25 protein-coding genes are annotated in these 24287 nt (G+C 36.4%); 11 read left to right on the top strand and 14 right to left on the bottom strand.

Translation table 11 applies throughout. The features are described 5' to 3' along the window. A partial coding sequence (locus tag ACTF48_RS03865; RefSeq protein WP_438961822.1) for a 6-pyruvoyl trahydropterin synthase family protein occupies positions 1-436 on the top strand: 436 nt, incomplete at its 5' end. Between the two features lie 170 nt (positions 437-606). On the opposite strand, the gene hemF is transcribed toward ACTF48_RS03865, so the two are convergent. From hemF to ACTF48_RS03845, 4 genes are read right to left on the bottom strand one after another with little or no spacing between them, the layout of a single operon-like run. Continuing rightward, positions 607-1509, bottom strand: a complete 903-nt coding sequence (gene hemF / locus ACTF48_RS03860; protein WP_438961825.1) for an oxygen-dependent coproporphyrinogen oxidase — start codon at positions 1507-1509, stop codon at positions 607-609. After that, a complete protein-coding gene (locus ACTF48_RS03855) occupies positions 1509-2300 on the bottom strand; it encodes an EI24 domain-containing protein (RefSeq protein ID WP_438961821.1) in 792 nt (263 codons plus the stop codon). The genes hemF and ACTF48_RS03855 overlap by 1 nt, the downstream gene beginning before the upstream one ends. 2 nt (positions 2301-2302) lie before the next feature. Continuing rightward, positions 2303-3322 (bottom strand): uroporphyrinogen decarboxylase, encoded by a 1020-nt coding sequence (gene hemE / locus ACTF48_RS03850; protein ID WP_438961820.1) that lies wholly within the window; start codon positions 3320-3322, stop codon positions 2303-2305. Continuing rightward, a complete protein-coding gene (locus tag ACTF48_RS03845) occupies positions 3315-3977 on the bottom strand; it encodes a uroporphyrinogen-III synthase (protein WP_438961819.1) in 663 nt (220 codons plus the stop codon). The genes hemE and ACTF48_RS03845 overlap by 8 nt, the downstream gene beginning before the upstream one ends. 336 nt (positions 3978-4313) lie before the next feature. Here ACTF48_RS03845 and ACTF48_RS03840 point away from each other — a divergent pair, with 336 nt between their 5' ends. Genes ACTF48_RS03840 through nadD form a run of 4 tightly spaced genes read left to right on the top strand, consistent with a single transcriptional unit; the run spans position 4314 to position 7000 of the window. Then, on the top strand, positions 4314-4901 hold the full coding sequence (locus tag ACTF48_RS03840) for a Crp/Fnr family transcriptional regulator (protein WP_438961818.1): 588 nt from the start codon (positions 4314-4316) through the stop codon (positions 4899-4901). 50 nt (positions 4902-4951) lie between these two features. Further along, positions 4952-5827, top strand: a complete 876-nt coding sequence (locus tag ACTF48_RS03835) for a YicC family protein (protein ID WP_438961817.1) — start codon at positions 4952-4954, stop codon at positions 5825-5827. Next, a complete protein-coding gene (gmk, locus tag ACTF48_RS03830; protein WP_438961816.1) occupies positions 5827-6426 on the top strand; it encodes a guanylate kinase in 600 nt (199 codons plus the stop codon). Before ACTF48_RS03835 ends, gmk begins: the two co-directional genes overlap by 1 nt. After that, complete coding sequence (gene nadD / locus ACTF48_RS03825; protein ID WP_438961815.1) at positions 6413-7000, top strand: nicotinate (nicotinamide) nucleotide adenylyltransferase; 588 nt, start codon at positions 6413-6415, stop codon at positions 6998-7000. Before gmk ends, nadD begins: the two co-directional genes overlap by 14 nt. Positions 7001-7171: 171 nt before the next feature. Here nadD and ACTF48_RS03820 read toward each other — a convergent pair whose 3' ends face one another. Beyond that, on the bottom strand, positions 7172-8062 hold the full coding sequence (locus tag ACTF48_RS03820) for a nicotinic acid mononucleotide adenyltransferase (RefSeq protein ID WP_438961814.1): 891 nt from the start codon (positions 8060-8062) through the stop codon (positions 7172-7174). A gap of 209 nt (positions 8063-8271) precedes the next feature. Between ACTF48_RS03820 and ACTF48_RS03815 the strand changes: the two genes are divergently transcribed. The 3 genes from ACTF48_RS03815 to ACTF48_RS03805 all read left to right on the top strand — a co-directional run bounded on the left by ACTF48_RS03815 (position 8272) and on the right by ACTF48_RS03805 (position 11570). After that, complete coding sequence (locus tag ACTF48_RS03815) at positions 8272-9267, top strand: NAD(P)H-dependent glycerol-3-phosphate dehydrogenase (protein WP_438961824.1); 996 nt, start codon at positions 8272-8274, stop codon at positions 9265-9267. A 14-nt stretch (positions 9268-9281) separates the two neighbouring features. Next, on the top strand, positions 9282-10835 hold the full coding sequence (gene amaB / locus ACTF48_RS03810; protein ID WP_438961813.1) for an L-piperidine-6-carboxylate dehydrogenase: 1554 nt from the start codon (positions 9282-9284) through the stop codon (positions 10833-10835). Positions 10836-11051: 216 nt separating this feature from the next. Further along, positions 11052-11570, top strand: coding sequence for a hypothetical protein (locus ACTF48_RS03805; RefSeq protein ID WP_438961812.1), 519 nt, complete (start codon positions 11052-11054; stop codon positions 11568-11570). Positions 11571-11760: 190 nt separating this feature from the next. On the opposite strand, the gene ACTF48_RS03800 is transcribed toward ACTF48_RS03805, so the two are convergent. From ACTF48_RS03800 to greA, 7 genes are all read right to left on the bottom strand, one after another. Beyond that, positions 11761-12528: an enoyl-CoA hydratase/isomerase family protein gene (locus tag ACTF48_RS03800; RefSeq protein ID WP_438961811.1), complete on the bottom strand. Its 768-nt coding sequence runs from the start codon at positions 12526-12528 to the stop codon at positions 11761-11763. A gap of 158 nt (positions 12529-12686) precedes the next feature. Next, positions 12687-14147 (bottom strand): sensor histidine kinase, encoded by a 1461-nt coding sequence (locus tag ACTF48_RS03795; RefSeq protein ID WP_438961810.1) that lies wholly within the window; start codon positions 14145-14147, stop codon positions 12687-12689. Between the two features lie 242 nt (positions 14148-14389). Next, positions 14390-15394: an acyl-ACP desaturase gene (locus ACTF48_RS03790; RefSeq protein WP_438961809.1), complete on the bottom strand. Its 1005-nt coding sequence runs from the start codon at positions 15392-15394 to the stop codon at positions 14390-14392. A 99-nt stretch (positions 15395-15493) separates the two neighbouring features. Then, positions 15494-16243, bottom strand: coding sequence for a lysophospholipid acyltransferase family protein (locus ACTF48_RS03785; protein ID WP_438961808.1), 750 nt, complete (start codon positions 16241-16243; stop codon positions 15494-15496). A 150-nt stretch (positions 16244-16393) separates the two neighbouring features. Beyond that, positions 16394-16804, bottom strand: coding sequence for a BrxA/BrxB family bacilliredoxin (locus ACTF48_RS03780; RefSeq protein WP_438961807.1), 411 nt, complete (start codon positions 16802-16804; stop codon positions 16394-16396). A 128-nt stretch (positions 16805-16932) separates the two neighbouring features. Continuing rightward, the gene (locus ACTF48_RS03775; RefSeq protein WP_438961806.1) at positions 16933-17325 is read right to left on the bottom strand and encodes an HIT family protein; all 393 of its coding nucleotides are present in this window, start codon (positions 17323-17325) and stop codon (positions 16933-16935) included. A 74-nt stretch (positions 17326-17399) separates the two neighbouring features. Then, positions 17400-17879, bottom strand: a complete 480-nt coding sequence (greA, locus tag ACTF48_RS03770; protein ID WP_438961823.1) for a transcription elongation factor GreA — start codon at positions 17877-17879, stop codon at positions 17400-17402. A 196-nt stretch (positions 17880-18075) separates the two neighbouring features. On the opposite strand from greA, the gene ACTF48_RS03765 reads away from it, so the two are divergent. Further along, a complete protein-coding gene (locus tag ACTF48_RS03765) occupies positions 18076-18504 on the top strand; it encodes a Rieske (2Fe-2S) protein (RefSeq protein ID WP_438961805.1) in 429 nt (142 codons plus the stop codon). Between the two features lie 126 nt (positions 18505-18630). On the opposite strand, the gene ACTF48_RS03760 is transcribed toward ACTF48_RS03765, so the two are convergent. Together ACTF48_RS03760 and ACTF48_RS03755 are read right to left on the bottom strand one after the other, a co-directional pair. Beyond that, entirely contained in the window at positions 18631-20838 is a 2208-nt protein-coding gene (locus ACTF48_RS03760; protein ID WP_438961804.1) for a TonB-dependent receptor, read from the bottom strand. A 427-nt stretch (positions 20839-21265) separates the two neighbouring features. Continuing rightward, positions 21266-22507: a M28 family peptidase gene (locus ACTF48_RS03755; RefSeq protein WP_438961803.1), complete on the bottom strand. Its 1242-nt coding sequence runs from the start codon at positions 22505-22507 to the stop codon at positions 21266-21268. Between the two features lie 36 nt (positions 22508-22543). Between ACTF48_RS03755 and ACTF48_RS03750 the strand changes: the two genes are divergently transcribed. Both ACTF48_RS03750 and ACTF48_RS03745 read left to right on the top strand, forming a co-directional pair. Continuing rightward, positions 22544-23647 (top strand): TolB family protein, encoded by a 1104-nt coding sequence (locus ACTF48_RS03750; RefSeq protein WP_438961802.1) that lies wholly within the window; start codon positions 22544-22546, stop codon positions 23645-23647. Positions 23648-23858: 211 nt separating this feature from the next. Continuing rightward, positions 23859-24287, top strand: coding sequence for a hypothetical protein (locus tag ACTF48_RS03745; RefSeq protein WP_438961801.1), 429 nt, complete (start codon positions 23859-23861; stop codon positions 24285-24287).

The following is a 24287-nucleotide window of genomic DNA, read 5'->3' as shown; positions in this document are numbered from 1 at the left end:
TACTAAAGAGTTCACCTTTGAAACAGGTCATGCCTTATATGGTTATGATGGTAAATGCCGTAACGTGCATGGCCATAGCTATAAACTAGCGGTGACCGTAATCGGGACGCCCATAGATGATATGGGAAATGTAAAGCATGGCATGGTGATCGACTTTACTGATCTTAAAAAAATCGTTAAAGAAGAAATCGTAGACCCATTTGACCACGCTACCGTATTTAATAAAAACACGCCGCACGTGGAACTGGCTCGAGAACTTTCTGATCGTGGTCACGAGGTCATCCTAGCAAATTATCAACCTACTAGTGAAAATATGATTCTAGATTTTGCTGATAAAATCAAAAACCGACTACCAGATAATATTGAGTTATTTTCTCTAAGACTGCGTGAAACAGAAACTAGCTATGCAGAGTGGCATGCTAGTGATCAGGAGTAAACTTAAAATTAATTTTCCTTTTATTAAATAGTCAACTCCTTGGAACAACCTTTGTCCTCTTGGATATTTCGATTCAAAGAAAAAAATTACGTCATGTCATTGTATTTAATGACTAGCTACTTATTAGTAACGATTAATAGTTAACTAATAACTGATCCACTGACAACTAACTAAACCCAATCCTTAGGATTCTTCAAAACCTCTAACATTTCCTCTTCAGGAGAATCAGCTTCTGGATGATGATCATAACGCCATTGCACATGTGCTGGTAAACTCATTAAAATACTCTCGATACGACCATTAGTCTTTAAACCAAATAAAGTTCCCTTATCATGAACTAGGTTGAATTCTACATAACGTCCACGACGTATTTCCTGCCAGTCTCTTTGCGCAGCTGTATAAGAAAGTGATTTTCTTTTTTCTACAATAGGTACATAGGCTTCTAGAAAATGAGTCGCCATATCCATTTGAAAAGCGAGCCAGTCTTCCATACTGAATTGCTCGCTGGTTTTACAATAATCATAAAAAAGACCACCTATGCCACGAGCTTCTCCACGATGTGAATTATGGAAGTATTCGTCGCATTTCTTTTTAAAAACAGCATAATCTGCTACTTCATGACGGTCACAAACGGTTTTACAAACCTGATGAAAATGCACAGCATCTTCCTGATATAAATAATAAGGTGTCAAATCTAATCCACCACCAAACCAAGAATCCACCACTGTACCATCTTTATCATACATTTCAAAGTACCTAAAGTTAGCATGCACCGTAGGCACTTGCGGACTCACAGGATGAATCACTAAACTCAATCCGGTAGCATAAAAATCTACATCACCTACTTTAAAATAGGATTGCATCGCTACCGGCAGTGGTCCATAAACTTCACTAATATTTACACCACCTTTTTCAAATACAGCTCCATTTTCTATCACTCTAGTAAAACCGCCGCCGCCTTCTTCACGCTGCCACTGGTCCTCTTGAAAAGTGGCCGTACCGTCCACTTCTTCTAGTTTCAAGGTAATCGTGTTTTGAAGTTCTTTAATGAATGTATAAAACTGCGTCTTCATCATGAAAGATTGATTTGTGGATTCTTACCATCAGGTAGTTGTAGGTTCTCTTCTTTAATCATTTCCTCCAGTGTCGCTCGAGAAGCCGCTGTTACTGAAAATGGTAACACGAGAATCACTCCTAGAATAGGAATAAATAGCATCAACATAAAAATAGTACCTATCCCTATAGCAATACCTCTATTGCGTTTTACAAAATTGACACTATCTCTATATTTAAAATGACGTTCTAAGGTGTAATCCATATTTCCAAAACCAGCATAATAGGCCTGAACCACAAAGGCAAGAATCGTGAAAAAGATTCCTACTACAGGAATAAAACTCAATAGCAATAATGGAATGGTAATGCTAAATTCATACAGAATATTACGCAAGTTAATGCGTACCGCACGCCATAATTGTTCCATGTTTGTAGTATCACGGTGCTGCACATGATTTCTCGCTTGCGGATAAAAATGTTTCTCAATACGCTCAGATACTGGAGACATGAACGGTGCACTTAATGCCATTACTGCATGTTTGTACAAAATAAATCCTAGTAAAATGATGGATATAGCACTGATCCATACAGCAACATCATGAAAAGTTTCTTTTCCCCATTCCCAGATCCATAAACGGTCTATAAGATTTGCTAGGTTATCTGATAATCCATAAGCTGCGAGTACTACCATAGCAGCCACAAAAAAGCTAATCGCCATAGGCACCATAAAAAATTGCCACAACTTAAGTTTGCCTATGAGTGCAAACCCATCTGCATAAGCTTTGAGACCCTTTATGATGTTTTTAAACATGTCTAATATTCTTTTACTGCATCTACAAATGCCTGAGCATTAGGCACAGGAATGTTAGGTAAAATACCATGCCCTAGGTTAGCTACAAATTTATCTTTACCAAATTCGTCTATCATTTGCTTCACCATTTTCTTAATCGTTGCTGGTGGCGAGAATAAACGCGATGGATCAAAGTTACCTTGTAGTGTAATGTTACCACCTGTGAGGTAACGCGCATTACGTGCACTACAAGTCCAGTCCACACCTAGTGCGCTAGCGCCACTTTTTGCCATATCGCCTAGAGCAAACCAGCATCCTTTCCCAAAAACGATGACCTCAGTCTCTGGTTTTAACGCATCTACGATTTGCTGGATATATTTCCAGGAAAACTCTTGATAATCTACTGGAGATAACATACCACCCCATGAGTCAAAAACTTGTACCGCATTAACGCCATGTTTTACTTTTAATTTCAAGTAAGCGATGGTAGTATCTGTGATGCGCTGTAGTAATTCATGCGCCGCTTCTGGTTGTGTGAAACAAAATTCCTTTGCTTTATCAAAGTTTTTACTTCCTTGACCTTGTACACAGTAACACAATATAGTCCATGGTGATCCTGCAAATCCTATGAGCGGCACCTCATCATTGAGTTCTTGCTTAGTTAGATCTATGGCTTGCATGACATAACTTAATGAATCTGCCACATCTGGAACTACTACTCTATCGAGATCTGCTGCGGTTCTTATGGGGTTAGGCAACCATGGCCCTACACCATTTTTCATCTCTACTTCTATGTTCATAGCTTGTGGTATCACAAGAATGTCAGAGAAAAGAATTGCAGCATCTGTACCTATTTGTTTAATAGGCATAACGGTAATTTCAGTGGCGAGTTCTGGAGTTTGACACCGTGTAAAGAAGTCATATTTTTCCTTTAGCTTCATGAAATCTGGCAAGTATCTTCCTGCCTGTCTCATCATCCATACCGGTGGGCGTTCTACGGTTTCTCCTTTAAGTGCTCTTAAAAATAAGTCGTTTTTAATCATTGAGTAATGCTTTTACAGCGGTGACTATAGTGTTTTCTACCGTGGCTTTTGTGGCTACTTTTATGTTTTGTGTGTACATTCTAGCCGCTGTAGCTGTTGTTTCTCCTATACATATAGCAAGATGGAGGTTTTGTGGATTCGCTTTCGCGAAAGCGTGAACACCACGAGGACTGTAGAACATAACGGCGTCAAAAATACAATCAAATGACTTTTCTACCATCACAGATTCATAGACTTTTACCTCTTCAAAACTTATTTGTGTCGATAAAAGTGCCTGCGGTAACTCATCACGACGTTGCGCACCACAGAAAAAAGTGAAATGTAAGTGCTTAAAATGATCCATGATATGCTGCGCAAGATCAGTAGAATACTCTTTAATCACTGCAACATTAAAACCTAATTCTTCCAGTTTTAAGCCTGTTTTAGAACCTACTACATAAACATTTTTCACTGAGTTCTTGTAGTCTAATAAAGCAGGAATCGCATTTGAGCTACTTATGATAACGTGTTCTAGCGGTTGTTTCTTTATATTAAATTCTAAGTTTTTAATTTTTAGAACATTAAAATGGGCTAGAGATATTCCAGTGGCTAGTAATAACTCTGACTGCGCAGGAGTGAGTAATTTTGTAGAAAGGATGCGTTTAGAGGTAATCAATTTAAGTTTTTAATCCACTATTTAACAATATATGAGCTCTGCAAATAATAGAAATACAATTCAAAAATAAAACTAATCCATAGAGATTAGGGTTTAAACACCTTAAAATTATACCTAAATATAAGTTGTAAACTATTGTTTACTAGTTAAACAATGATCTCTCTGTGGTCATCTTAAATGGAACAGTTAAAACTAACAATTTTTTAATTGGATACAGGTAATTATCATTATGGCAAGCCATCTAGGTGTTTTTTATTTAAAAAACTTCTCAATAGAAAGATATTTTAAAATTTTTGTAGGATCTTTATCTCCGAAAAGAGTAAAATTAAGTTATACATGGAATTACCATCATTCCTTCACGAACTCACTAGTGATGAAAACACGCCTAGTATTGAGTACGCAGAAGAGATATTTAGCCTTTTAGAAACAACTAAGTTTCGTAAGAAGGAAACTATACTGCATTTAGGAGATACCGCTACAAAAATCTTTTTTGTTAAAAAAGGTATTTTAAAAGCTAGTATTATAGATGATAAAGGCAATTTAAACCCTATAAGGTTTGTGTCTGAGAATAACACCATAACATCTATTATGAGTTTTTTAGAGCAAAAACCTTCATCTATTCAAATAGATTGTGTTGAAAACTCAGAATTGTTAGTTTTTAAGTATGAGGATTTTGAATACATGAACAAATTATATTCGGGACTAGCACCGGCGTTTCATAAAATGATGTTACGTAATAATAATGAGCTTCTTGATGAGAAATCTAGAATGATCACTAGAGATGCTACTACAAGGTATTTAAGATTTCTTGAGAATTACAAAGACATAGCTCACCGCTTACCTCTTAAAGATGTCGCTTCTTTCTTAGGAATAAGACAGCAATCTTTGAGTAGACTGCGTAGTAAATTAGAGTATCAGAGTTGAACCTTGATTTTACTTTAACTTATCTTTGCTGTTCTAAACTATAGATAGGTATGGTATTATCCATGACAGGATATGGGAAAAGTGTCACACAACTTACCCAAAAAAAAATCACGGTAGAAATAAGGACTCTTAATAGTAAGAATCTAGATCTTAACATGCGTTTATCAAACGCTTATAAAGAAAAAGAGTTACCATTAAGACAGCTAGCAGCTGCACACTTATCTCGTGGTAAAGTAGATTTTGCAATACACGTAGAAAAAACCGGTGTAGATCATACTGCTACATTAAATACTCAGGTGCTCGAATCTTATATTATTCAATTGCGTTCTGTAAATGGCATTCATCTGCCAGGTAGTACTCAAGATGGTAAATTACTTGAAATAGCTTCAAGATTCCCAGATGTATTTGCCACAGAAGTAGAAAACGTTTCTAAAGAAGAGTTCAGTGCTATTGAAAAAACAGCAATTGAAGCGCTTAAAGCAGTGAGTCAGTACCGTAAAGATGAAGGAGAAACACTTTTCAAGGAATTCATTTTAAGAATTGAAAATATTAGTAACTTACTTAATGAAGTAATAGCGGTAGACCTAACTAGGTTATCAGATATACGCACTAGACTAGAGAAAGCAGTAAGCGATATCAAGGAAAAGGTAGATGAAAACAGGTTTGAACAAGAGCTTATATTCTATCTTGAGAAATATGATATTACTGAGGAAAAAGTACGTTTAAAAAATCACTTAGACTACTTTAAAGAAACCATGAATTCTAAGGAGTCTCAAGGAAAAAAGCTAGGCTTTATTAGTCAAGAAATAGGGCGCGAGATCAACACCATAGGTAGTAAAGCAAATCATGCTATCATGCAACAATTAGTGGTTCAAATGAAAGACGAGTTAGAGAAAATAAAAGAACAAATGCTGAACGTATTATAATGAGCGCGCAACCTAAACTTATCGTCTTCAGTGCGCCATCTGGTGCAGGAAAAACCACACTAGTTAGACATCTATTAGGAATTAAAGATCTTAATTTAGCCTTCTCCATATCAGCCGCATCCCGTGAGGCTCGTGAAGGAGAAATAGACGGTGTGCATTACTATTTTTTAGGCATACCTGAATTCAAAAACCGCATAAGAGCAAACGATTTTATTGAATTTGAAGAGGTCTATAAAGACCAGTTTTATGGAACTTTAAAAAGTGAAGTGGAACGACTCTGGAGCGAAGGGAAAAATGTCATTTTTGATATAGACGTAGTAGGTGGATTAAGATTAAAAAATAAATTCCCAGAGCGCTGTATCTCTATTTTTGTAAAACCACCATCAATAAACGAGTTACAAAAACGACTCAAAAACCGCAAAACAGAAACTCCAGAAAAAATAGCCATGCGTGTCGCAAAAGCGAGTACTGAAATGGCTACGGCTCCACAATTTGATCTCATTATTAAAAACGACGACCTGGAAACTGCTAAGAAACAAGCTGAAGATGCCGTGCGAGGTTTTATTCATAAAAGAATAGGTGTACATGAAGAGGAATAACATAGGGCTATATTTTGGCACATTTAATCCTGTGCACATAGGTCATCTTGCTATTGCAAACTATTTAATAGAAAACAGTAACCTAGATGAAATCTGGATGGTGGTAACACCACATAATCCACATAAAAAAAAGTCCTCATTACTAAATGATTACCAGCGCTTGCATATGGTTCATATTGCAACTGAAGATTATTTAAAAATTAAAGATAGTAGTGTAGAGTTCCATTTACCTCAACCTAATTATACTGTAAACACACTAGCACACCTGACAGAGAAATATCCAGATAATGAATTTACACTCATTATGGGCGAGGATAATCTGAAAAGTCTTCATAAATGGAAAAACTACCAGGTCCTTCTAGAAGAGTACCATATTATCGTTTATCCTAGAATTTCAAAAGGCACCATTCCCGAGGACTTATTAAACCACAAGAGCGTGACTAGAATAGATGCGCCCATCATGGAAATATCTTCTACCATGATACGTAAAGCTATTAAAGAAGGTAAAGACCTGCGCTACTTCATGCACCATAAAGTACAAGAATATGTAGAAGAAATGAATTTTTATAAATAGTTTGTGAGTAAAAAGAACTAGAAAGAATGCTATAGGCAAAGTCATAAATTTTGAACAGCACTATTCCTTTAACAAACGAACTGATTATCGCTCTAATGATGATAATAAAACAAAAACCGCCTGCAATCTCAATAGATCCACAGACGGTTTTCAACCAACCAATATTTTTACCTATTTCTTAAGAACTCTACTAACATCTATTATTCTAGATTTACTAGTCGTGTTCTTCAATTGAATGTATCCTCTACCTTTAAATTTATAAGTTATTCCAGAGGCCACATGATGCAGTTCTATCGTGTTTTCATTAATAACGTAAAGGTCAAAAAAATCATTGCCTATAAAATCATAATCAAGCGTTAAATGCTTGTTAATTGAACCAGGAGTAACATCTTCTACCTCATACTTACCTGTATAATCCCAGAACAGACTACTATAATTCAGACCATTATGATCTGTAGAACTATAAAACACGTCACCATTAAAACCAGGATGAAACTGTAGATAGTTCTCTTGATCAAAATCATTAAGTGCGCCTACATTACTTGTATAAACCTTTTCCCAAGCGCGATATTCCTGTAAGAAATACTGAATATTATCATAGAACAACTGGTCATAGTTAAAATTATTACGATTATATCCATCTAAAAAGTAAACGGTTCCACGATGTAAATCGATCATTTTAATTCTATTAAAAGTTAAGACCACAACCTTAAAATCATGCAAACCATCAATATCATGCAATATAGAGACTTGATTATTCAATATTTGATAACTACCTACATCTAGCCCTAGTCCTGCACCAGCACGACCTACCCCAACAAGGTTATTATTTGCATACAAAGTACCGAAGTCAAAGCTTATCGTAAAGGCACGAGTCATAAAAGGAATATCTGGAGATCCTTGCGTACTGTTCAAATCTACATACCATAACTCTTGATTACTTAAAACCTCATGAAGCGTTAGTCTATTATCAGGACCATCACCTACAATCACTTCTGTTGAACAACTTGCGATAGTTACCGCAATGAACAGGCTTCCTAAAATTTTGTAAAATGTTCTCATAACGCTCATATATTAATTACTACAACGTTTGCGAAAAGCGTGCCAAGTCCATAAGTAACTTATTTTGAGATGATTATAATTTCGCTTTCGCGAAAGCGTCCTCAAAAAACTCAATAAAGAATAAAAAAACCACCTGCTACTAACAACTGTTAGTTAATCAGTTGAGTACTACACTTAAAAATGGTATTTTTACAACCCAACTGAATTTTATGGAAAACAACAAGAAGTTTGCGGTAATAGGCGGCGGTAGCTGGGCTACGGCTATCGTAAAAATGCTTTGTGAAAACCTAGACCAAGTAGGCTGGTACATGCGTAGTGTATATGCAATCGAGCATATTAAACGTAATGACCACAACCCTAATTATTTAAGCTCAGTAGAATTTAACGTTACACAACTGCGATTATCAAATGATATTAATGAAATTATAAGTGAGGCAGACGTGTGTATATTTGCTATCCCTAGTGCATTTTTATACACAGAATTAGAATCGCTTAAGGTAGATCTAAAAGGAAAAATAATTTTTAGCGCTATTAAAGGTATCGTGCCAGAGACCGGACTCATCGTAGGAGAACATTTCAACAAGCATTACAACATACCACTAGAGGACATAGGAGTTCTCACAGGACCTTGCCATGCAGAGGAAGTTGCGCTAGAAAGACTTTCCTATCTTACCATTGCTTGTGCAGATAATGATAAGGCAGACTATGTAGCATCTAAATTAAGTAGCGATTATATTAACTGTAAAACTACAGATGATATTATAGGAACTGAATATGCTGCAGTACTAAAAAACATTTATGCCATAGCCGCTGGAATAGCACATGGACTAGGTTATGGAGATAACTTCCAAAGCGTACTCATGAGTAACTCGATAAGAGAGATGAAACGTTTCATTAAAAAAGTACATAAGATGAAACGTAATATTAATGATAGTGCTTACCTAGGAGACCTTTTAGTAACAGGATATTCTGTGTTTTCTAGAAACAGGCTATTTGGGAACATGCTAGGAAAAGGGTACACCGTACGCAGTGCACAACTAGAAATGAGCATGATTGCCGAAGGTTATTATGCAACAAATAGTGCCTATAAAATTAATAGTAAAAAAGGAGCTCGCACTCCTATTCTAGATGCGGTTTACAGCATCTTATATGATAATAAAAATCCAAAAAAAGTATTTAAAAAACTAGCTGATAAGCTGGATTAAACTTAAAAACAGATATGTCAAACATTGCAAACAGCTTCGGGATGGATGAAGCTTTAAAACAATTAGGAATTAACGATGTAAATCACGGTACTTCTACGGGTAGCCATAATTTTGGAAACGGAGAAGAAATAGCTTCTTACTCACCAGTGGATGGAAAACTTATAGGTAAGGTAACCACAACTACTCAAGCAGACTATGATGTGGTTATGGAAAAAGCGCAAGCTGCCTTTATAGAATGGAGAACTATGCCAGCTCCACAAAGAGGAGAAATTGTACGCCAATTCGGTAACAAACTAAGAGACTTAAAAGAACCTCTAGGAAAATTAGTCTCTTATGAAATGGGGAAATCTCTACAAGAAGGTTATGGAGAGGTTCAAGAAATGATAGACATCTGTGATTTTGCAGTAGGTTTATCAAGACAGCTTAATGGACAAGTCATTCCTTCTGAAAGACCAGGACACGTCATGAGAGAGCAATGGCACCCTATAGGTGTAGTGGGAATCATTTCTGCCTTTAATTTCCCTGTGGCTGTTTGGGCTTGGAACACAGCTCTTGCCTGGATTTGTGGAGATGTATGCGTGTGGAAAGGTTCTGAAAAAGCACCTTTATGTACCGTTGCCTGTCAAAATATTATAGCTGAAATTTTAAAAGAAAACAACTTACCAGAAGGTATTTCCTCTATAATTAATGGAGATTATAAAGTAGGTGAAATGATGACTACAGACTCTAGAATTCCTTTAGTGTCTGCTACAGGATCTACTAGAATGGGTAGAATCGTAGGAGCAACAGTTGCAAAACGTTTTGGTAAATCATTATTAGAGTTAGGAGGAAATAATGCGATCATTATTACACCTAGCGCAGACTTAAAAGTAGTAGTTCCTGGTGCTGTATTTGGTGCTGTAGGGACTTGTGGACAGCGCTGTACTTCTACACGTAGATTGATCATCCATGAATCTGTGTATGATAAAGTGAGAGATGCCATAGTAGGCGCTTATGGTCAGTTAACTATAGGAAACCCACTAGATGAAAAGAATCATATAGGTCCATTAATTGATAAGGATTCTGTAAACACGTATCTAGCAGCCATAGAAAAAGCAAAAGCTGAAGGTGGAAATGTACTAGTAGATGGTGGTGTCCTAGAAGGTGAAGGTTATGAAAGCGGTTGCTATGTAAAACCAGCAATTATTGAGGCAGAGAATCATTTTGAAATAGTACAACACGAAACTTTTGCCCCTATTTTATATTTAATGAAATATAGCGGTGAAGTAGAAAACGCTATCGAAAAACAAAATGGTGTTGCACAAGGGTTATCATCAGCAATCATGACTAATGAGATGAAAGAAGCTGAAAAATTCTTATCATTTGCTGGATCTGATTGTGGAATTGCAAATGTAAATATAGGAACCAGTGGAGCAGAGATAGGTGGAGCCTTCGGTGGTGAAAAAGAAACCGGTGGTGGCCGCGAGTCTGGAAGTGATGCCTGGAAAGTTTATATGAGAAGACAAACTAACACGGTAAACTACTCTGATGAATTACCGCTAGCACAAGGGATTAAATTTGATTTGTAGAGCTTAGTGCCTTTAAATTCTAAATCCGTTTAAGACTAGATTTCTTAAACGGATTTTTTATTTATTACAACAATTCCCGTGGTTTAGATCTTTAATACCAAAATGAATTTATAAAGTCTTAATAAACACAAATTGGTATAACACACTTAAATCAGGATAAGAAAACATAATTCAATCCTATAAAACTCCTTATATTTACAGACAAATTTATATCACATGAAAAAATTATTATCAGTATTAGTATTATTGTGCGCAGGTATTGCATTTGGTCAGAGTGACCAGATCATGAAGCACAACGGTGAAACCATTAAAGGTAAAGTCGTAAAAGTTGAAGAATTTACAATAACTTTCATCTATGAAGGTGAAGAAGCAGAGTATACTGTAGGTAAGTATGCGGTTGAAAAAATAGTTCACAAAAGCGGTCGTGTAGAAGAGGTGTCAGAAAAGATCGTCGTAAGAAATAAAAAGGACTGGGAAAATGTAGTAATCTTAGAAGATAAGAGCTACATAGCAGGTCTTAAAAAAGGGAAGCAAGTAAGAGGAAAAACAGGATTAATAAATTTCCAAACAGGAAATACCGGTGATAAAAAAGCAGAGAAGAAATTAAAAATGGCTGCTGCTGAATTAGGACACCAATTCATCTTACTTACTGCCGATAAAGCAACTGTAGGTGCAAATTCTAATGCTCTAGGAGGATCACAAAACATCAAAAAAGGAATTTCTTATAAGTACTAGAAAGTCTCATTTTGACAAACTCATAAAACCTTTGAAAATATTTTCAAAGGTTTTTTTGTACGTGATATTTAATTTTTGAGCATCAATCAAGCAAAAGAGAAAACAAAACCATTTTATATAGTTATAGTTCTACAAGAATAAACCTGAGTAAAATAAACTTACTACAGCTTTTATAATTAAATGCTCTCGATTAAAAATCAGCCTTTCTCTTTTCTAGAAACGCTGTAGTACCTTCTTTAAAATCGTCAGTGCTAAACGATGCTCGAAAACAATCAATCTCTGCTTGATAACCATCCACTCCATCTACAAAACCAGCGTTAACCGCATCTATAGCAGCACCTAGAGCTACTGGGCTATTACGCATGATTTTACCAGCAATCTTCTCGCAAGTAGGGATTAACTCTTCTTGTGTTACCACATGGTTTACTAATCCATAAGAATGTGCTGTTCCAGCATCTATCATTCCTGCCGTCATAATCATTTCCATCGCACGACCTTTACCTACTAATTGTGGTAAGCGTTGCGTGCCTCCATAACCTGGAATCACACCTAGAGAAACCTCTGGTAATCCTACTCTAGCGTTATCACTCGCAATTCTAAAATGTGCTGCCATAGCAAGCTCTAATCCACCACCAAGGGCAAATCCATTTACGGCTGCGATAACCGGTTTAGAACATTTTTCTACTTTGTTAAATAAAATTTCCTGTCCATGTGCCGCTAGTTCTTTTCCTTGTTCTGGCGTAAAATCAGCAAACTCTGCGATGTCTGCTCCAGCTACAAATGCTTTTTCTCCACTACCCCTTAGAATTATTACTCGAGTATGGTGATCTTCTTCGGCAGTATCAATTGCTTGACTTAACTCTGCAATGGTCTCTTTGTTAAGCGCATTAAGTTTAGAAGGTCTGTTGATGGTTATGGTTGTAATTTTATTATCGGTAGTAACGAGAATGTTGTTCATGGTAGCTTTGATTATAAGAAGTAAAAATAAGGATAAGCTTTATGATTTAAGAATCTGAAACTTTAAAAAATTACTAATCCCTATAATACAAAAGGACTAAATATGGTTTTTATGACTGTTTAAAAATACGCTTTCGCGAAAGCGTAGTCATTAAAACCCTACTTTCTAGAAAGTGGTAATTGCACAACAAAAGTCGTTCCTAGACCATAAACAGTGGTCATGGTTATGGTTCCATTAAAATTCTCAACGATTTGCTTTACCATAGCTAGCCCTAATCCCATACCGCTATTTTTAGTGGTGAATTTAGGCTCAAAAATTTTGTCTTGGTGATCTTCATGAATACCCGTTCCATTATCAGCGACTTTTACATAAACAAAGGTGTCATCATGGGTAACACTTACTTTAATTTCTGGTAAACGGTGAGTATCTTGTGCCTGTACAGCGTTCTTTATCAAATTAGTAACTACTCTAATGAGTTGTGTACGGTCAAAAACGGCAAACAAAGACTCAGCATCTTCCTCATAACTTATGTAGGATTCATTAAAGATGTCTAGTGCTAGTTGTGTAACCATAGCGACATCTGTCTCCTCGCTTTTTTGCGCTGGCATGGTTGCATAAGTAGAAAATGCGCTGGCTATACTACTCATCACATCTATTTGTTCAATTAAAGAATTACTGTATTCATTTAATTTCTCTTTGGCATCTGGGTCGTTAGGATCAAACCTGCGCTGGAAACTTTGCACGGTCAGCCGCATAGGTGTTAACGGGTTTTTAATCTCGTGCGCTACTTGTTTTGCCATCTCACGCCAGGCTTGTTCTCGTTCACTAGTGGCTAGTTTTACGGCGCTTTCTTCTAGCTGATCTACCATATTATTATAAGACCTGACCAGCGCTTTTAACTCACCAGCGTCTGAGTCATCTAGTTCTATTTTATCATTGCGCTGGGCTATGTTTATTTCCTTAAAACGGTCGCTTATTCTGCTTATAGATTTAGTAATATACTTAGATAGAAAATAAGCTAAGAAAATAGAGAATAAAAACATGAGCACATAAATACCTGATAGCCTTGTTAAAAATTCCTTGAGCTCATAATTCATAAAATCATCATTCTCTAGATAGGGTAAGTTGAGAATAGCTATGCTTTTAAACTGACTGTCTGTTATGTAAGAGTAACTCGATAGATAGTTTTTACCATCTTCTTCAAACTCTTCTACATACCGTTTAGTATCTGAAGAACTTAATCCTTTAAGGATCAATGGATCTATTTGATAATCTAGAGAATCTGCTTTAAGTTGAGGTTTTGAGGTTTTTATAAGCTTGCCCTGTAGGTCATACATTTTTATGGGCATTCCATGAATATCACTGATCCCATAAATCTCTTCTCTAAAAATAATAGGTAGTTTTTCAGTTATAACTGGAAAATCAGTACTACCTAACACATAAGCTATGTTCTCCTTTATTGCCTGTTCTTTGCGCTGTAGTCGTTTTTCATGATAATCCTTTGCCTGTTCCCTAGATTGAAAAACGGACATTCCAGCAATCAATAAACTGGATATTAAGGTTAATAAAATCATCGCAACAAAAATGCGATTGCGCAGGCTTTTTTGAAAAATCTTCATCTCAGGTAAAAGTAAATAATTAATGGTGATAAATGAGTTGGTGCAATAATCAAGCCGTTTTAAGTGGCCGTAGTTTTATAGTTCACAGCCTTTTAATCCAAAGTTTTTTGCCGTTGAAAACTTAGTCAACACTAATCACTATTAACCACTAAGTGATCGAGCTAGAAATAATACCAAAATAACTGATAACAAAAAAATCCCCAGAAAAACTCTAGGGATTTTAATTATAAATGCCATAAGCACTAGGTAGTCATCACAGGATTTACCCATGTAAAACGGGTGATTTCTTCTGGAATCTTAATACGCTGCGAGATACGTTCCATACGTGCTGGAAGTTTCATTAAATAGTCGCGTGCTTTCTCTGCCTCTTCATTAAGACCTTTCATGTTTGCGATGTCCCACATATCTATGAGTTTTTGCATGATGTCTACATAATCTTGCGCCGTGTAAACACCTATACGTTGTGCGCTATTTGAGAAATCCTCAAAAGCACTACCCATGGACTGTCCTGCCTCTCTTAAGAACATAGCCGGCATTACGATTTTATTCACCATCATGTCCTTAAAAGCTACCATCATATTACTAGGATCTACTTTAAAGATTTCTTCTACAAAGGTGCTGTAAGCTTTATGATGGCGCATTTCATCACCTGAAATCATGCGACACATTTTAGAAAGTGATGCATTTCCATACTGTCGTGCTAACTTAGCCACACGATTGTGTGATATAAAAGTAGCTAGCTCTTGAAAGCTGGTATAAATAAAGTTCTTATAAGGATCTCGATCTGTTCCTATATCAAAACCGTCTGTAATCAAGTGTTGTGTTGTGATTTCTATTTCACGCATGTTCACGCGGCCAGACAGGTATAAATATTTATTAAGCACGTCTCCATGGCGGTTCTCTTCTCCAGTCCACTGGCGCACCCATTTAGACCATATATTTCCTTTTCCTTCTACTTGATTAACTCCTTCTACATCCATGAGCCATGACTCATAAGTAGGTAGGGCTTCTTCTGTAATGGTATCACCTACTAGTGCTACCCAAAAATCATAAGGTAACTCCTTAGCAAGCTCACGCAGTTCAGTCACTTCATCAAAAAAACTGTCCTCTTGAGAATTAGGCAAAAAGTCTGTAGGCTGCCATATTTTATCTACCGGAATTAAGTACTCGTCCATAAAGGACTCTACTCTACTTTCCAGCGATTGCATCACCTCGATACGTATATTTTTTAGGGGCTTGGTATTCATAATTTTATATAATAGACTCTAAAAGTAAGCGTTTTTATATTTAATACGCTTTTGCGAAAGCGTAATTGCGATAATCAGTAATTTAGAGTTTGTTAAGTTTTAAGTTTTTATAGCTGTGCTTGTTACGGCTCCATGTACTACAGATTCTGTTTGAGCTATGACTTCCTCTCCATTGCGATCAGCAATAGGAATGGGCTCATGAACAGTAACTGATATTTTATTACCTATTCCATAAGGGAATTTTCCATAACGATCTACTTTCCATGAATTGTTTACCGTAATAGGAACTACAACAGCATCTGGAATATATTTAAACAAAGTGAGTAAACCTTTAGTCTTAAAAGGTTTAGGGACACCAGTACGGCTGCGGGAACCTTCAGCAAAAATAACGGCACTGCGCTTTTTATCATGTACGTTTTTTGCAAATTTCATTAAAGCTGCAATGGATTGTCTAGCATCTTTACGATCTATGGCGCAGTTTTCACCTATGCGCAAGTTAAGCGATATGCTGGGAATACCTTTGGCAAGCTCTTTTTTTGCAATAAACTTAGCATGGTAGTGACGTAAGTGATAAATGAGCGGTGGTATGTCAAACATGCTCTGGTGATTACTCACAAAAATATATGATGGCCCTACGGGTAGATCTTCTTTAAAATTAAACTCAAAGGTGTTGAACAACGGTAATTGCGACTGCATTAAAAACCAATTCAATACTGCGACACTCTTTCTATGAGCGTCATAACCCCATATTTTGTGACAGACTATCTGTATGGGATGAAATATCACCAGCAATAAGAAAAAGATGATAAAATGTAGTATCGTTAAGGGATACGAGATTATTTTTTGCATATCACAAATGTAATTTGAAAACTTTTAATTTATTATGCATTGCATAAGAATTAATATGCATGCATAACGAAATAATTCTTAATTATCGAAAAGCAAAAACCCCAAAGGTTTTTGAAAACCTTTGGGGTTTGTTAATTAAAAAGACTGCTTTTAACAATTCTCGTTATAAGCTTCTTTTAGATTCTCAGCAATCATTTCTGCTGGACGACCTTCTATGTGGTGACGCTCTAGCATGTGTACTAACTCACCATTTTTAAATAATGCCATACTAGGTGAACTAGGTGGAAATGGAACCATCGCTGCTCTTGCGGCATCTACTGCTTCACGATCTACACCTGCAAAAACCGTTACGATATGATCAGGCTTTTTTGCGTTCTCTAGAGACATTTTTGCTCCAGGACGTGCATTTGCGGCAGCACATCCACATACTGAGTTAACTACTACTAGAGTAGTTCCTTCTTTACTAATTGCGCTTTTTACAGCGTCTGCGGTATATAAGTGTTCAAAACCTGCGTTTCCTAAATCATCACGCATCGGTTGAACTAATTCTGCTGGGTACATAATTATTATTTTTTACAAAGGTAAAACCTATCTACTAATTCTACCTGTTAATGATATCATTAAATCTTATGGTAAGATTTGATAAATAAACCTTACTGGTCTTGAAGACCTGCAAAGTTTGATATTATTTAAGCATCAAATCGCGCCTTAACGCGGCTAGCGATGTCTTGCATTTCTTGATCACTTAAAGAAACTTTGTTTATAAATCGCATGTCTTCCATATCGCGCAACGGTATTAAATGAACGTGTACATGAGGAACTTCTAGTCCTATTACACTCATCCCTATGCGCTGGCAGGTTACTTCTTCTCGCAAGGCTAGGGCTACTTCTCTAGAAAAATCCATTAAATCAAAATAGGTCTCACTATCCAAGTCAAAGATTTTATTGACCTCTTTTTTAGGTACACAAAGTGTATGACCTGGTGCATTGGGATTAATGTCTAGAAAAGCGATGAAATCTTCATTTTCTGCTACTTTGTAACTTGGAATCTCACCATTGATGATTTTTGTGAATATGCTCATTTATGATCTAGTTACTATTAATCTGTTCTTAGAAAAAGTGATGGCTACTGATATTTTTTTAATGAAACGATCATTTATAAATCTCTAGAAATTTCTAGTATTTCTAATTTTATGGTTCCTACCGGCACGACAGCCTCAGCGATTTCACCTACTTCTTTACCTAATAGTGCTTTACCTATAGGAGAATCTACAGAAATATAACCTTTAGTAATGTCACTCTCACTTTGTGCGACCAGTTTATAATTCATGGTCATATTATTGTTCAGGTTTTTAATCTTCACATTACTATGGATCAGTGCTTTGGACATATCTAGATCGCTTTCATCTATGATACGAGCATTTGCCACTACCGCTTCTAGTTTAGATATGCGCATTTCTAGCATGCCTTGTGCTTCTTTGGCAGCGTCATATTCTGCGTTTTCACTTAAGTCACCTTTATCACGTGCTTCGGCAATAGCTTGTGAAGCTTTAGGGCGTTCTATATCCTTAAGTTGCTTGAGTTCTTCTTGCAGTTTTTTAAAACCTTCTTCTGTATAATAATTTACGTTACTCATAAGTGTCTTTTTTAATTCCATGAGGCTGTTTTAAGTCAGCTTTCGCGGAAGCGTTATTCTCAAAACCCTTCATTTCTAATATGGTCTTGAGATTATAAATAGCAAAATCCCACCATTAATGCGGGATTTCAAAAACAAATATACTAAATATCAATATCATCGTTATACATTTGAAGTCTTTAATAGAAACTGTCTTATGCGCAAAGCGTTTATTCTTAGTGTCCTGTTTATCATTTTCTCCTGTACGAGTGATGATGGAAGGCGCAACAACCCTTTTCTGGTAGATATTGCCTTTCAAATTGAGTTGAACACTAACCTACCACAGTATAGTGTCTTGAAATATGATAATAATTATGTGGTAGTTAATAGTGGTGGTTTGCGAGGTATTGTAGTGTACCATTTAGGGAACTCTCAATATTTTGCTTATGAACTAAGCGATCCTAATCACTCGCCTAATTCTTGTTCAAAAATGACCATATCAGGCATTACCGCAAGCTGCCCATGTCCTGATGATGATAATGAGTACAGTATCTTTAACGGTCAGCCTACTCAAGGTAATGGAGAATATGGCCTTAAAGCTTATCGTGTAGAACGCAGTGGGAATATCATAAGAGTATTTAATTAGCCCGCAATCATTTAGTTTTCAGTCCTCAGTCGCAGTTTGCAATCGCAGTTTTTTTGCTACGTAAAAAAACTCACCAAACTAATAACCATTAACTGATAACTGATAACTGATAACTGAAATAACCGTTTAAAATTTCAAAGTAACACCAGCTAAGAAATTAATTCCTGCCTGCGGATAAAACCCAGCACCTTCTACCGTTGAGATCGTTCCTGGATTTGAAAAATCATCATCAAAAGTGAAGTAATAACCATTAGACACATACTTCTCATCAAAAACATTATTCACTAAACCAGTAAAAACAATCGAGTCAAAAACCGATTTAGTCTTCAAAGTGTAGGTTAGGTTTATATCGTTGATGAAAAAGCTATCCAACTTAGATTCTGCTGCCTCAGTATTGCTCATAAATTGGTCTCCTACAAACTTGCTTAAAAGCGAGATCTGAAAATCTTTTATGGGTTGATACACGATTGCATTTGCGGCTATGACATTAGGTGAAAAAGCAATATCGGTACTTCCTAAATTCTGTAATTCTCCATCAAAAGAACGAATGAATTCTCTGTTTTTATTTGTACTTAAGGCAAGATTAGATTGTAATGTAAGTTGCTTTGTTACTGGAACAACAGTTTCTAACTCTAGACCTATTCTATAACTTTCTCCACTATTAGTTCTTAAGGGTGCGCCTACATCATTAATGGCACCGCTTAAAACCAGTTGCTCGTTATAGAGCATAAAATAGGTGTTTGCATTAAAGGTAAAGTTCCCTTTTTTATGACGCCATCCTAGTTCAAAATCGTTGAGCTGTTCTGGTTTTATGTCCGGATTGTTTTCAAAGTCATCTCGAGTAGGTTCTCTATTTGCTCTGGCATAAGAGAAATAAAAATCATTGTTATCATTAAATCTATAAGTCACACCAGCTTTAGGGTTGAAGAATAAATAGCTTTCATCCACATTAAATTGGGTCAGATTAGAGTTAATTCCTGAAGTTTCGTAATTAACATTTCTGACTTGTAAATCACCATATAGTTGAATATTTTCATCAAGCTTGATTGTAGCTTTATTAAATATGGATAAGTCATTTTTCTTTCCGTTTCCTTCATAATAACGATCCCTAATATTACTCTGACTTGCAAAACGTGCCCAAATCACCTCGCCAAAATGATCACCGTCATAATGACTGAAAGAAACACCTTGAGTCCAGTCGATGTAATTATTTTTATAATTCACATTTGCATTCACTACGTAATAATCATTGTCTAACCACCTGCGGCGTACCAAATCTGTAGTATTTACCGTTTGTCCATCTACGACAAGTTCATCAAAACCATAGGTTGAAAAATCATCATCTTCTCTAAATTGTTCAAAAAAACCACGCCCATAAGTATAATTCAATCCTATGTTTGTAGACCAGTTTCTATTTAATTTCTCATTCCAGTGCAACTGGTAGTGATCCTGGCGATAATCATCTACTTCATTATCATAAAATTTTGTGTTTCCATTTTCATCTTCATAGATACCAGCTGGGTTGAAGGTTCTGTCTTCTCTCAACGTAGTACGATCTATTCCAAACCATGACTGATAGGTCACATTATTACCACCGAAGGTGATAGCTTTTATCAATCGATTATCATCTACATAACTTCCTTGTAGAAAATAAGACTTTAAACTTGTAGAAGCCCGGTCCACATAACCATCAGACTCGATGTTTGATAACCGTCCAGCAATTTCAATGCCTCGACCACGATCAGCATCTGCACCTATTAATCCTGTAGAAAATTTTACGGTATGTTTTCTACTATTAAAACTACCATAGGAATTTGATATTTCACCACTTGCTTCTTTTGAAAAAGCATCGGTTAATAAATTAATACTCGCGCCAAAAGCACCACTACCATTAGTACTCGTTCCTACTCCACGCTGTACTTGCAGGTTTTCTACAGAACTTGCAAAATCTCCTAGATTCACCCAAAATGTCCCTAAGGATTCAGCATCAGAATATGGAATACCGTTAATGGTAACGTTAGTAGATTGTGAACTCACACCACGTATTCTCAATCCTGTGTAACCTATTCCAGCACCAGCATCACTGGTGGTCACCACAGATGGTAAAAAGTTAAGCAGTTGTGGTATGTCCTGACCTAAATTGCGTTTGGCAATTTCCTTTTTAGAAAGGTTGCTGTGTGTGATCGGTGATTTTGCATTTACACGTACTGCTTTAACGAGTACTGCATCGAGTGCTTCAGCTTTTGTAGTGTCTATTTCTTGTGTGTTTTGCGCTATTGCAAGACTGGTTGTTGCCAGTGCCGTTGCAATTAAAACGCGACCTAAATGTTTCATAAGAACTTCCTTTTAAAGTTCAAATAAAAGGGGCATTTATTCGGTTTGATTAATAATAAAATGATTGAGAGGATTCTCTTGAAAAAAGTCTTAGGAATTACGCTTTCGCGAAAGCGAATACCAAAAAACTTAAATCTATTCCCTTGGCAGCATTACCTGCCCAGGTTCCTCGGGTATAATCTCAGCCCTTTTCATTACAATACTATTGCAACTTAAAAAGCACCCCTTGAGATGGGACAAAGTTACGAATGAAATTGAACTTGAAGTTAAATCTGAACTTGAAAAATTGAAACTAAAAGAAAAAAGGCTCTCAACATTTACGATTAAAGATTGATTTGCTCATTTTATCCACGTTTCCCTTCCCAGAAATTTACAAGAATATATTTTCAGGGATCCGGAAAGGAGCTTTATAATTAAACAAATTATCTTAAAATGTAATCTCCTTCTCCACCATCTCACCATCACGATCTACGGTAACTTTAGTTGTATCGCCGTTATCAAAAGTGGCTAGTGTGCGCATATAGCTCATCATATCTACTATTGTGCTATCGCCTAGTTTAACGACTATATCACCTTTCATTAATCCTGCCTTTTGTGCTGGTTTTTCTTCGCTCACGCCATCGATGCGCATTCCTTTTCCTGTAAATAAATAGTCTGGAACGACTCCTAAACCTACTTTAAAACGTGGCACTTCTTCGCTTTCGTTTTTAGTTTTTCTAAAGGCTAGTTTCCCAGCGGTATCAAATTCACTAATGATACTGAAAATATAGTCAGATATTTTTTCCATACCAGCATAATTCAACTTATCAGCATCATCACCTGGTTTGTGGTAATCCTCGTGCTGTCCTGTAAAAAAATGTAATACCGGAATATCATTGAGATAAAACGAAGTGTGATCACTAGGACCTACACCGCTTTCACTTAGTGCCAGTTCAAAATCTTTGTTTACAGCATTAATAATTTGATTCCATCGTGGTGATGTTCCTGTGCCATAAATGGCCAGTTTATTCTCTTCGTTTAATCGTCCTACCATGTCCATGTTAATCATGTAGGTAATAGAATCTAAGGCAATTGTCGAGTTTTTAGTAAAGTAATTAGAACCTAATAAACCGATTTCCTCACCAGAAAATGCCATAAAAAGGTAATTATTTCCCGTTTTATCGCTGGTTTTTAAGTCATAAGCTAGGTCTAGCATTATGGCCACACCACTAGCATTATCATCTGCACCATTATGGATGGCTGGTCCTTCTCGATATAGGGAACCTTCACCGCCCATTCCTAGATGATCGTAGTGCGCTCCTATCACAACCGTTTGTGCTGCTCCATTATCTATGTAACCTATCACGTTAGTTCCGGTAAGAAACTCATCGCCTTTCTCGTCTGTAAAAGCCGCTTCTTGATGTGGATCACTAGATGGCTTAAAAGAAAAAGTCTGAAAATAAGTTCCCGCATTTCCTTTAGGTTCTAATCCAGATTCTTTCATGCGCTTAGCGATATAGTCTGCGGCAAGTAATTCATAAGAAGTTCCTGTTGCACGACCATGTAATGAGTCTGAAGCTAGGTAAACGACATCTTCTTTCATGTCACCGATTACTGGTTCCAGCATTTTAGGCTCTGTTTTACAAGAGGCTAATAGACAAATGGTAATTAAAAGTATGGCGATTCTCATATCTACGATGTAATTTTGCACAAAAATAAATCATCCATGAGAACACTCCTATTTCTTATCGCAATAATCTCATTTGTAGGTTGTAAAGAGGCTGCAAAAAGTACTGAAAACACAGCTACAACATCAGAAAATGAAACTGCAACTCATCCATTAATCATGGAAGGCGAGACACATTTCAAGGATATGTATCAGGTAACTTTCGGTGGTGATAATGCTGAGGCTTACTGGAGTTTTGATGATAAGCAACTTATTTTCCAAAGCAATAACGCTGCTTGGGACGTAGGATGTGATCAAATGTTCCTAATGAATAATGGAGACAGCTTCCGCGAAAGCGTGCCACCTATGATCTCAACAGGTAAAGGAAGAACTACTTGTGCTTATTTCTTACCCGATAATGAGCATATCATTTATGCCAGCACGCATTTAAAAAGTGATGATTGCCCTGATACTCCATTAAAGGAAAACGGTAAATATGTATGGCCTATATATGATAGCTACGACATTTTTGTGGCTGATCTTGATGGAAATATCACAGCACAACTAACTAACGAAAAAGGCTATGACGCAGAGCCTACGGTATCGCCACAAGGTGATAAAATCGTATTTACCAGCGATCGTAGTGGTGATTTAGAATTATATACCATGAATATAGATGGTAGCGATGTCAAGCAAATCACGCATGAGTTAGGTTATGATGGTGGTGCGTTTTTCTCTCCAGATGGCACACAGTTAATCTTCCGCTCTTCACGACCTAAAACTGATGAAGAAATCAAAGAATATAAGGATTTACTTGCTGTAGGACTGGTACAACCTACAGAAATGGAACTTTACATTTGTAATGCAGATGGATCTGATTTACGTCAATTAACCCAACTAGGAAATGCTAACTGGTCGCCTTTCTTTTTACCTGATGGAAAGCGCGTGCTTTTCTCTTCAAACTTTGAAGCAGAGCGTGGTTTCCCTTTTAACTTATACATGATTAATACTGACGGTACTGGTCTGGAACGCATCACGCATGGAGAGACTTTTGATGCATTCCCTGTTTTCTCTAATAATGGAAAGTACTTAGCTTTTTCTTCTAATCGCAATAATGGTGGTGGACGCGATACTAACCTTTTTATTGCTGAGTGGCAAGATTAGCCATGAGTTGTTGAGTCGTTGAGCTGTGAGTTCAGCTGGTTTTTATTTTTACTTCGCTTTGGCAAAAGCGGGATTCCTCATATCATTACTGGGAGAATAATCACAAAAAAGAAAACATAAATTATCTTTTTAATATTATATATGTAAGATTTATAACATATTGTATAATTATTTATTAACTTTAGATAAATAAATTCAAAAACAATTAATTATGCCTTACAGTTCAAAACCTCAATTGTGGTTCTGGGTACTTGTTATTATTTTTCTCCTTTGGAATTTAATGGGAATAGGTGCTTGGTCTACAGAAATAGCTGCCTCAGAAATATTATTAGAACAAATGAATGAGCAACAACAGGAGTTATATTTATCTAGACCATCTTGGTACATTTATATATATGGAGTTGCTGTTTTTGCTGGTTTACTGGCCTGTATCCTGCTCATTTTTAAAAGAAAGTATGCGGTGTTAATGTCATTAATATCTCTTTTTGCAGTCATCATCACGACTTGTTTTAATGTATATAATGGAGCTTGGGATATCATCAACGGTTCTGATAAATTTTTCTTTCTGGTTGTACCTATCATGTCTATATCATTATGGCTTTTTGCACGCAGTGCAAAGTCCAAATCATGGCTGCGTTAA

This window comes from Nonlabens sp., assembly GCF_965660805.1.
Taxonomy (GTDB): domain Bacteria; phylum Bacteroidota; class Bacteroidia; order Flavobacteriales; family Flavobacteriaceae; genus Nonlabens.
Note: the sequence above shows the minus strand (reverse complement) of the source record. Positions and strands in the feature narration are given on the sequence as shown.

What these genes read in the sequence shown, in the direction of transcription:
- hemF (WP_438961825.1), bottom strand. Translation starts at nt 1,509, where the DNA reads ATGAAGACGCAGTTTTATACATTCATTAAAGAACTTCAAAACACGATT.
- ACTF48_RS03790 (WP_438961809.1), bottom strand. Translation starts at nt 15,394, where the DNA reads ATGAATACCAAGCCCCTAAAAAATATACGTATCGAGGTGATGCAATCG.
- ACTF48_RS03855 (WP_438961821.1), bottom strand. Translation starts at nt 2,300, where the DNA reads ATGTTTAAAAACATCATAAAGGGTCTCAAAGCTTATGCAGATGGGTTT.
- ACTF48_RS03745 (WP_438961801.1), top strand. Translation starts at nt 23,859, where the DNA reads ATGCCTTACAGTTCAAAACCTCAATTGTGGTTCTGGGTACTTGTTATT.
- ACTF48_RS03800 (WP_438961811.1), bottom strand. Translation starts at nt 12,528, where the DNA reads ATGAACAACATTCTCGTTACTACCGATAATAAAATTACAACCATAACC.
- ACTF48_RS03760 (WP_438961804.1), bottom strand. Translation starts at nt 20,838, where the DNA reads ATGAAACATTTAGGTCGCGTTTTAATTGCAACGGCACTGGCAACAACC.
- greA (WP_438961823.1), bottom strand. Translation starts at nt 17,879, where the DNA reads ATGAGTAACGTAAATTATTATACAGAAGAAGGTTTTAAAAAACTGCAA.
- ACTF48_RS03765 (WP_438961805.1), top strand. Translation starts at nt 18,076, where the DNA reads ATGCGCAAAGCGTTTATTCTTAGTGTCCTGTTTATCATTTTCTCCTGT.
- ACTF48_RS03750 (WP_438961802.1), top strand. Translation starts at nt 22,544, where the DNA reads ATGAGAACACTCCTATTTCTTATCGCAATAATCTCATTTGTAGGTTGT.
- ACTF48_RS03805 (WP_438961812.1), top strand. Translation starts at nt 11,052, where the DNA reads ATGAAAAAATTATTATCAGTATTAGTATTATTGTGCGCAGGTATTGCA.
- ACTF48_RS03835 (WP_438961817.1), top strand. Translation starts at nt 4,952, where the DNA reads ATGGTATTATCCATGACAGGATATGGGAAAAGTGTCACACAACTTACC.
- ACTF48_RS03785 (WP_438961808.1), bottom strand. Translation starts at nt 16,243, where the DNA reads ATGCAAAAAATAATCTCGTATCCCTTAACGATACTACATTTTATCATC.
- ACTF48_RS03780 (WP_438961807.1), bottom strand. Translation starts at nt 16,804, where the DNA reads ATGTACCCAGCAGAATTAGTTCAACCGATGCGTGATGATTTAGGAAAC.
- ACTF48_RS03775 (WP_438961806.1), bottom strand. Translation starts at nt 17,325, where the DNA reads ATGAGCATATTCACAAAAATCATCAATGGTGAGATTCCAAGTTACAAA.
- ACTF48_RS03815 (WP_438961824.1), top strand. Translation starts at nt 8,272, where the DNA reads ATGGAAAACAACAAGAAGTTTGCGGTAATAGGCGGCGGTAGCTGGGCT.
- nadD (WP_438961815.1), top strand. Translation starts at nt 6,413, where the DNA reads ATGAAGAGGAATAACATAGGGCTATATTTTGGCACATTTAATCCTGTG.
- ACTF48_RS03795 (WP_438961810.1), bottom strand. Translation starts at nt 14,147, where the DNA reads ATGAAGATTTTTCAAAAAAGCCTGCGCAATCGCATTTTTGTTGCGATG.
- gmk (WP_438961816.1), top strand. Translation starts at nt 5,827, where the DNA reads ATGAGCGCGCAACCTAAACTTATCGTCTTCAGTGCGCCATCTGGTGCA.
- hemE (WP_438961820.1), bottom strand. Translation starts at nt 3,322, where the DNA reads ATGATTAAAAACGACTTATTTTTAAGAGCACTTAAAGGAGAAACCGTA.
- amaB (WP_438961813.1), top strand. Translation starts at nt 9,282, where the DNA reads ATGTCAAACATTGCAAACAGCTTCGGGATGGATGAAGCTTTAAAACAA.
- ACTF48_RS03820 (WP_438961814.1), bottom strand. Translation starts at nt 8,062, where the DNA reads ATGAGAACATTTTACAAAATTTTAGGAAGCCTGTTCATTGCGGTAACT.
- ACTF48_RS03840 (WP_438961818.1), top strand. Translation starts at nt 4,314, where the DNA reads ATGGAATTACCATCATTCCTTCACGAACTCACTAGTGATGAAAACACG.
- ACTF48_RS03755 (WP_438961803.1), bottom strand. Translation starts at nt 22,507, where the DNA reads ATGAGAATCGCCATACTTTTAATTACCATTTGTCTATTAGCCTCTTGT.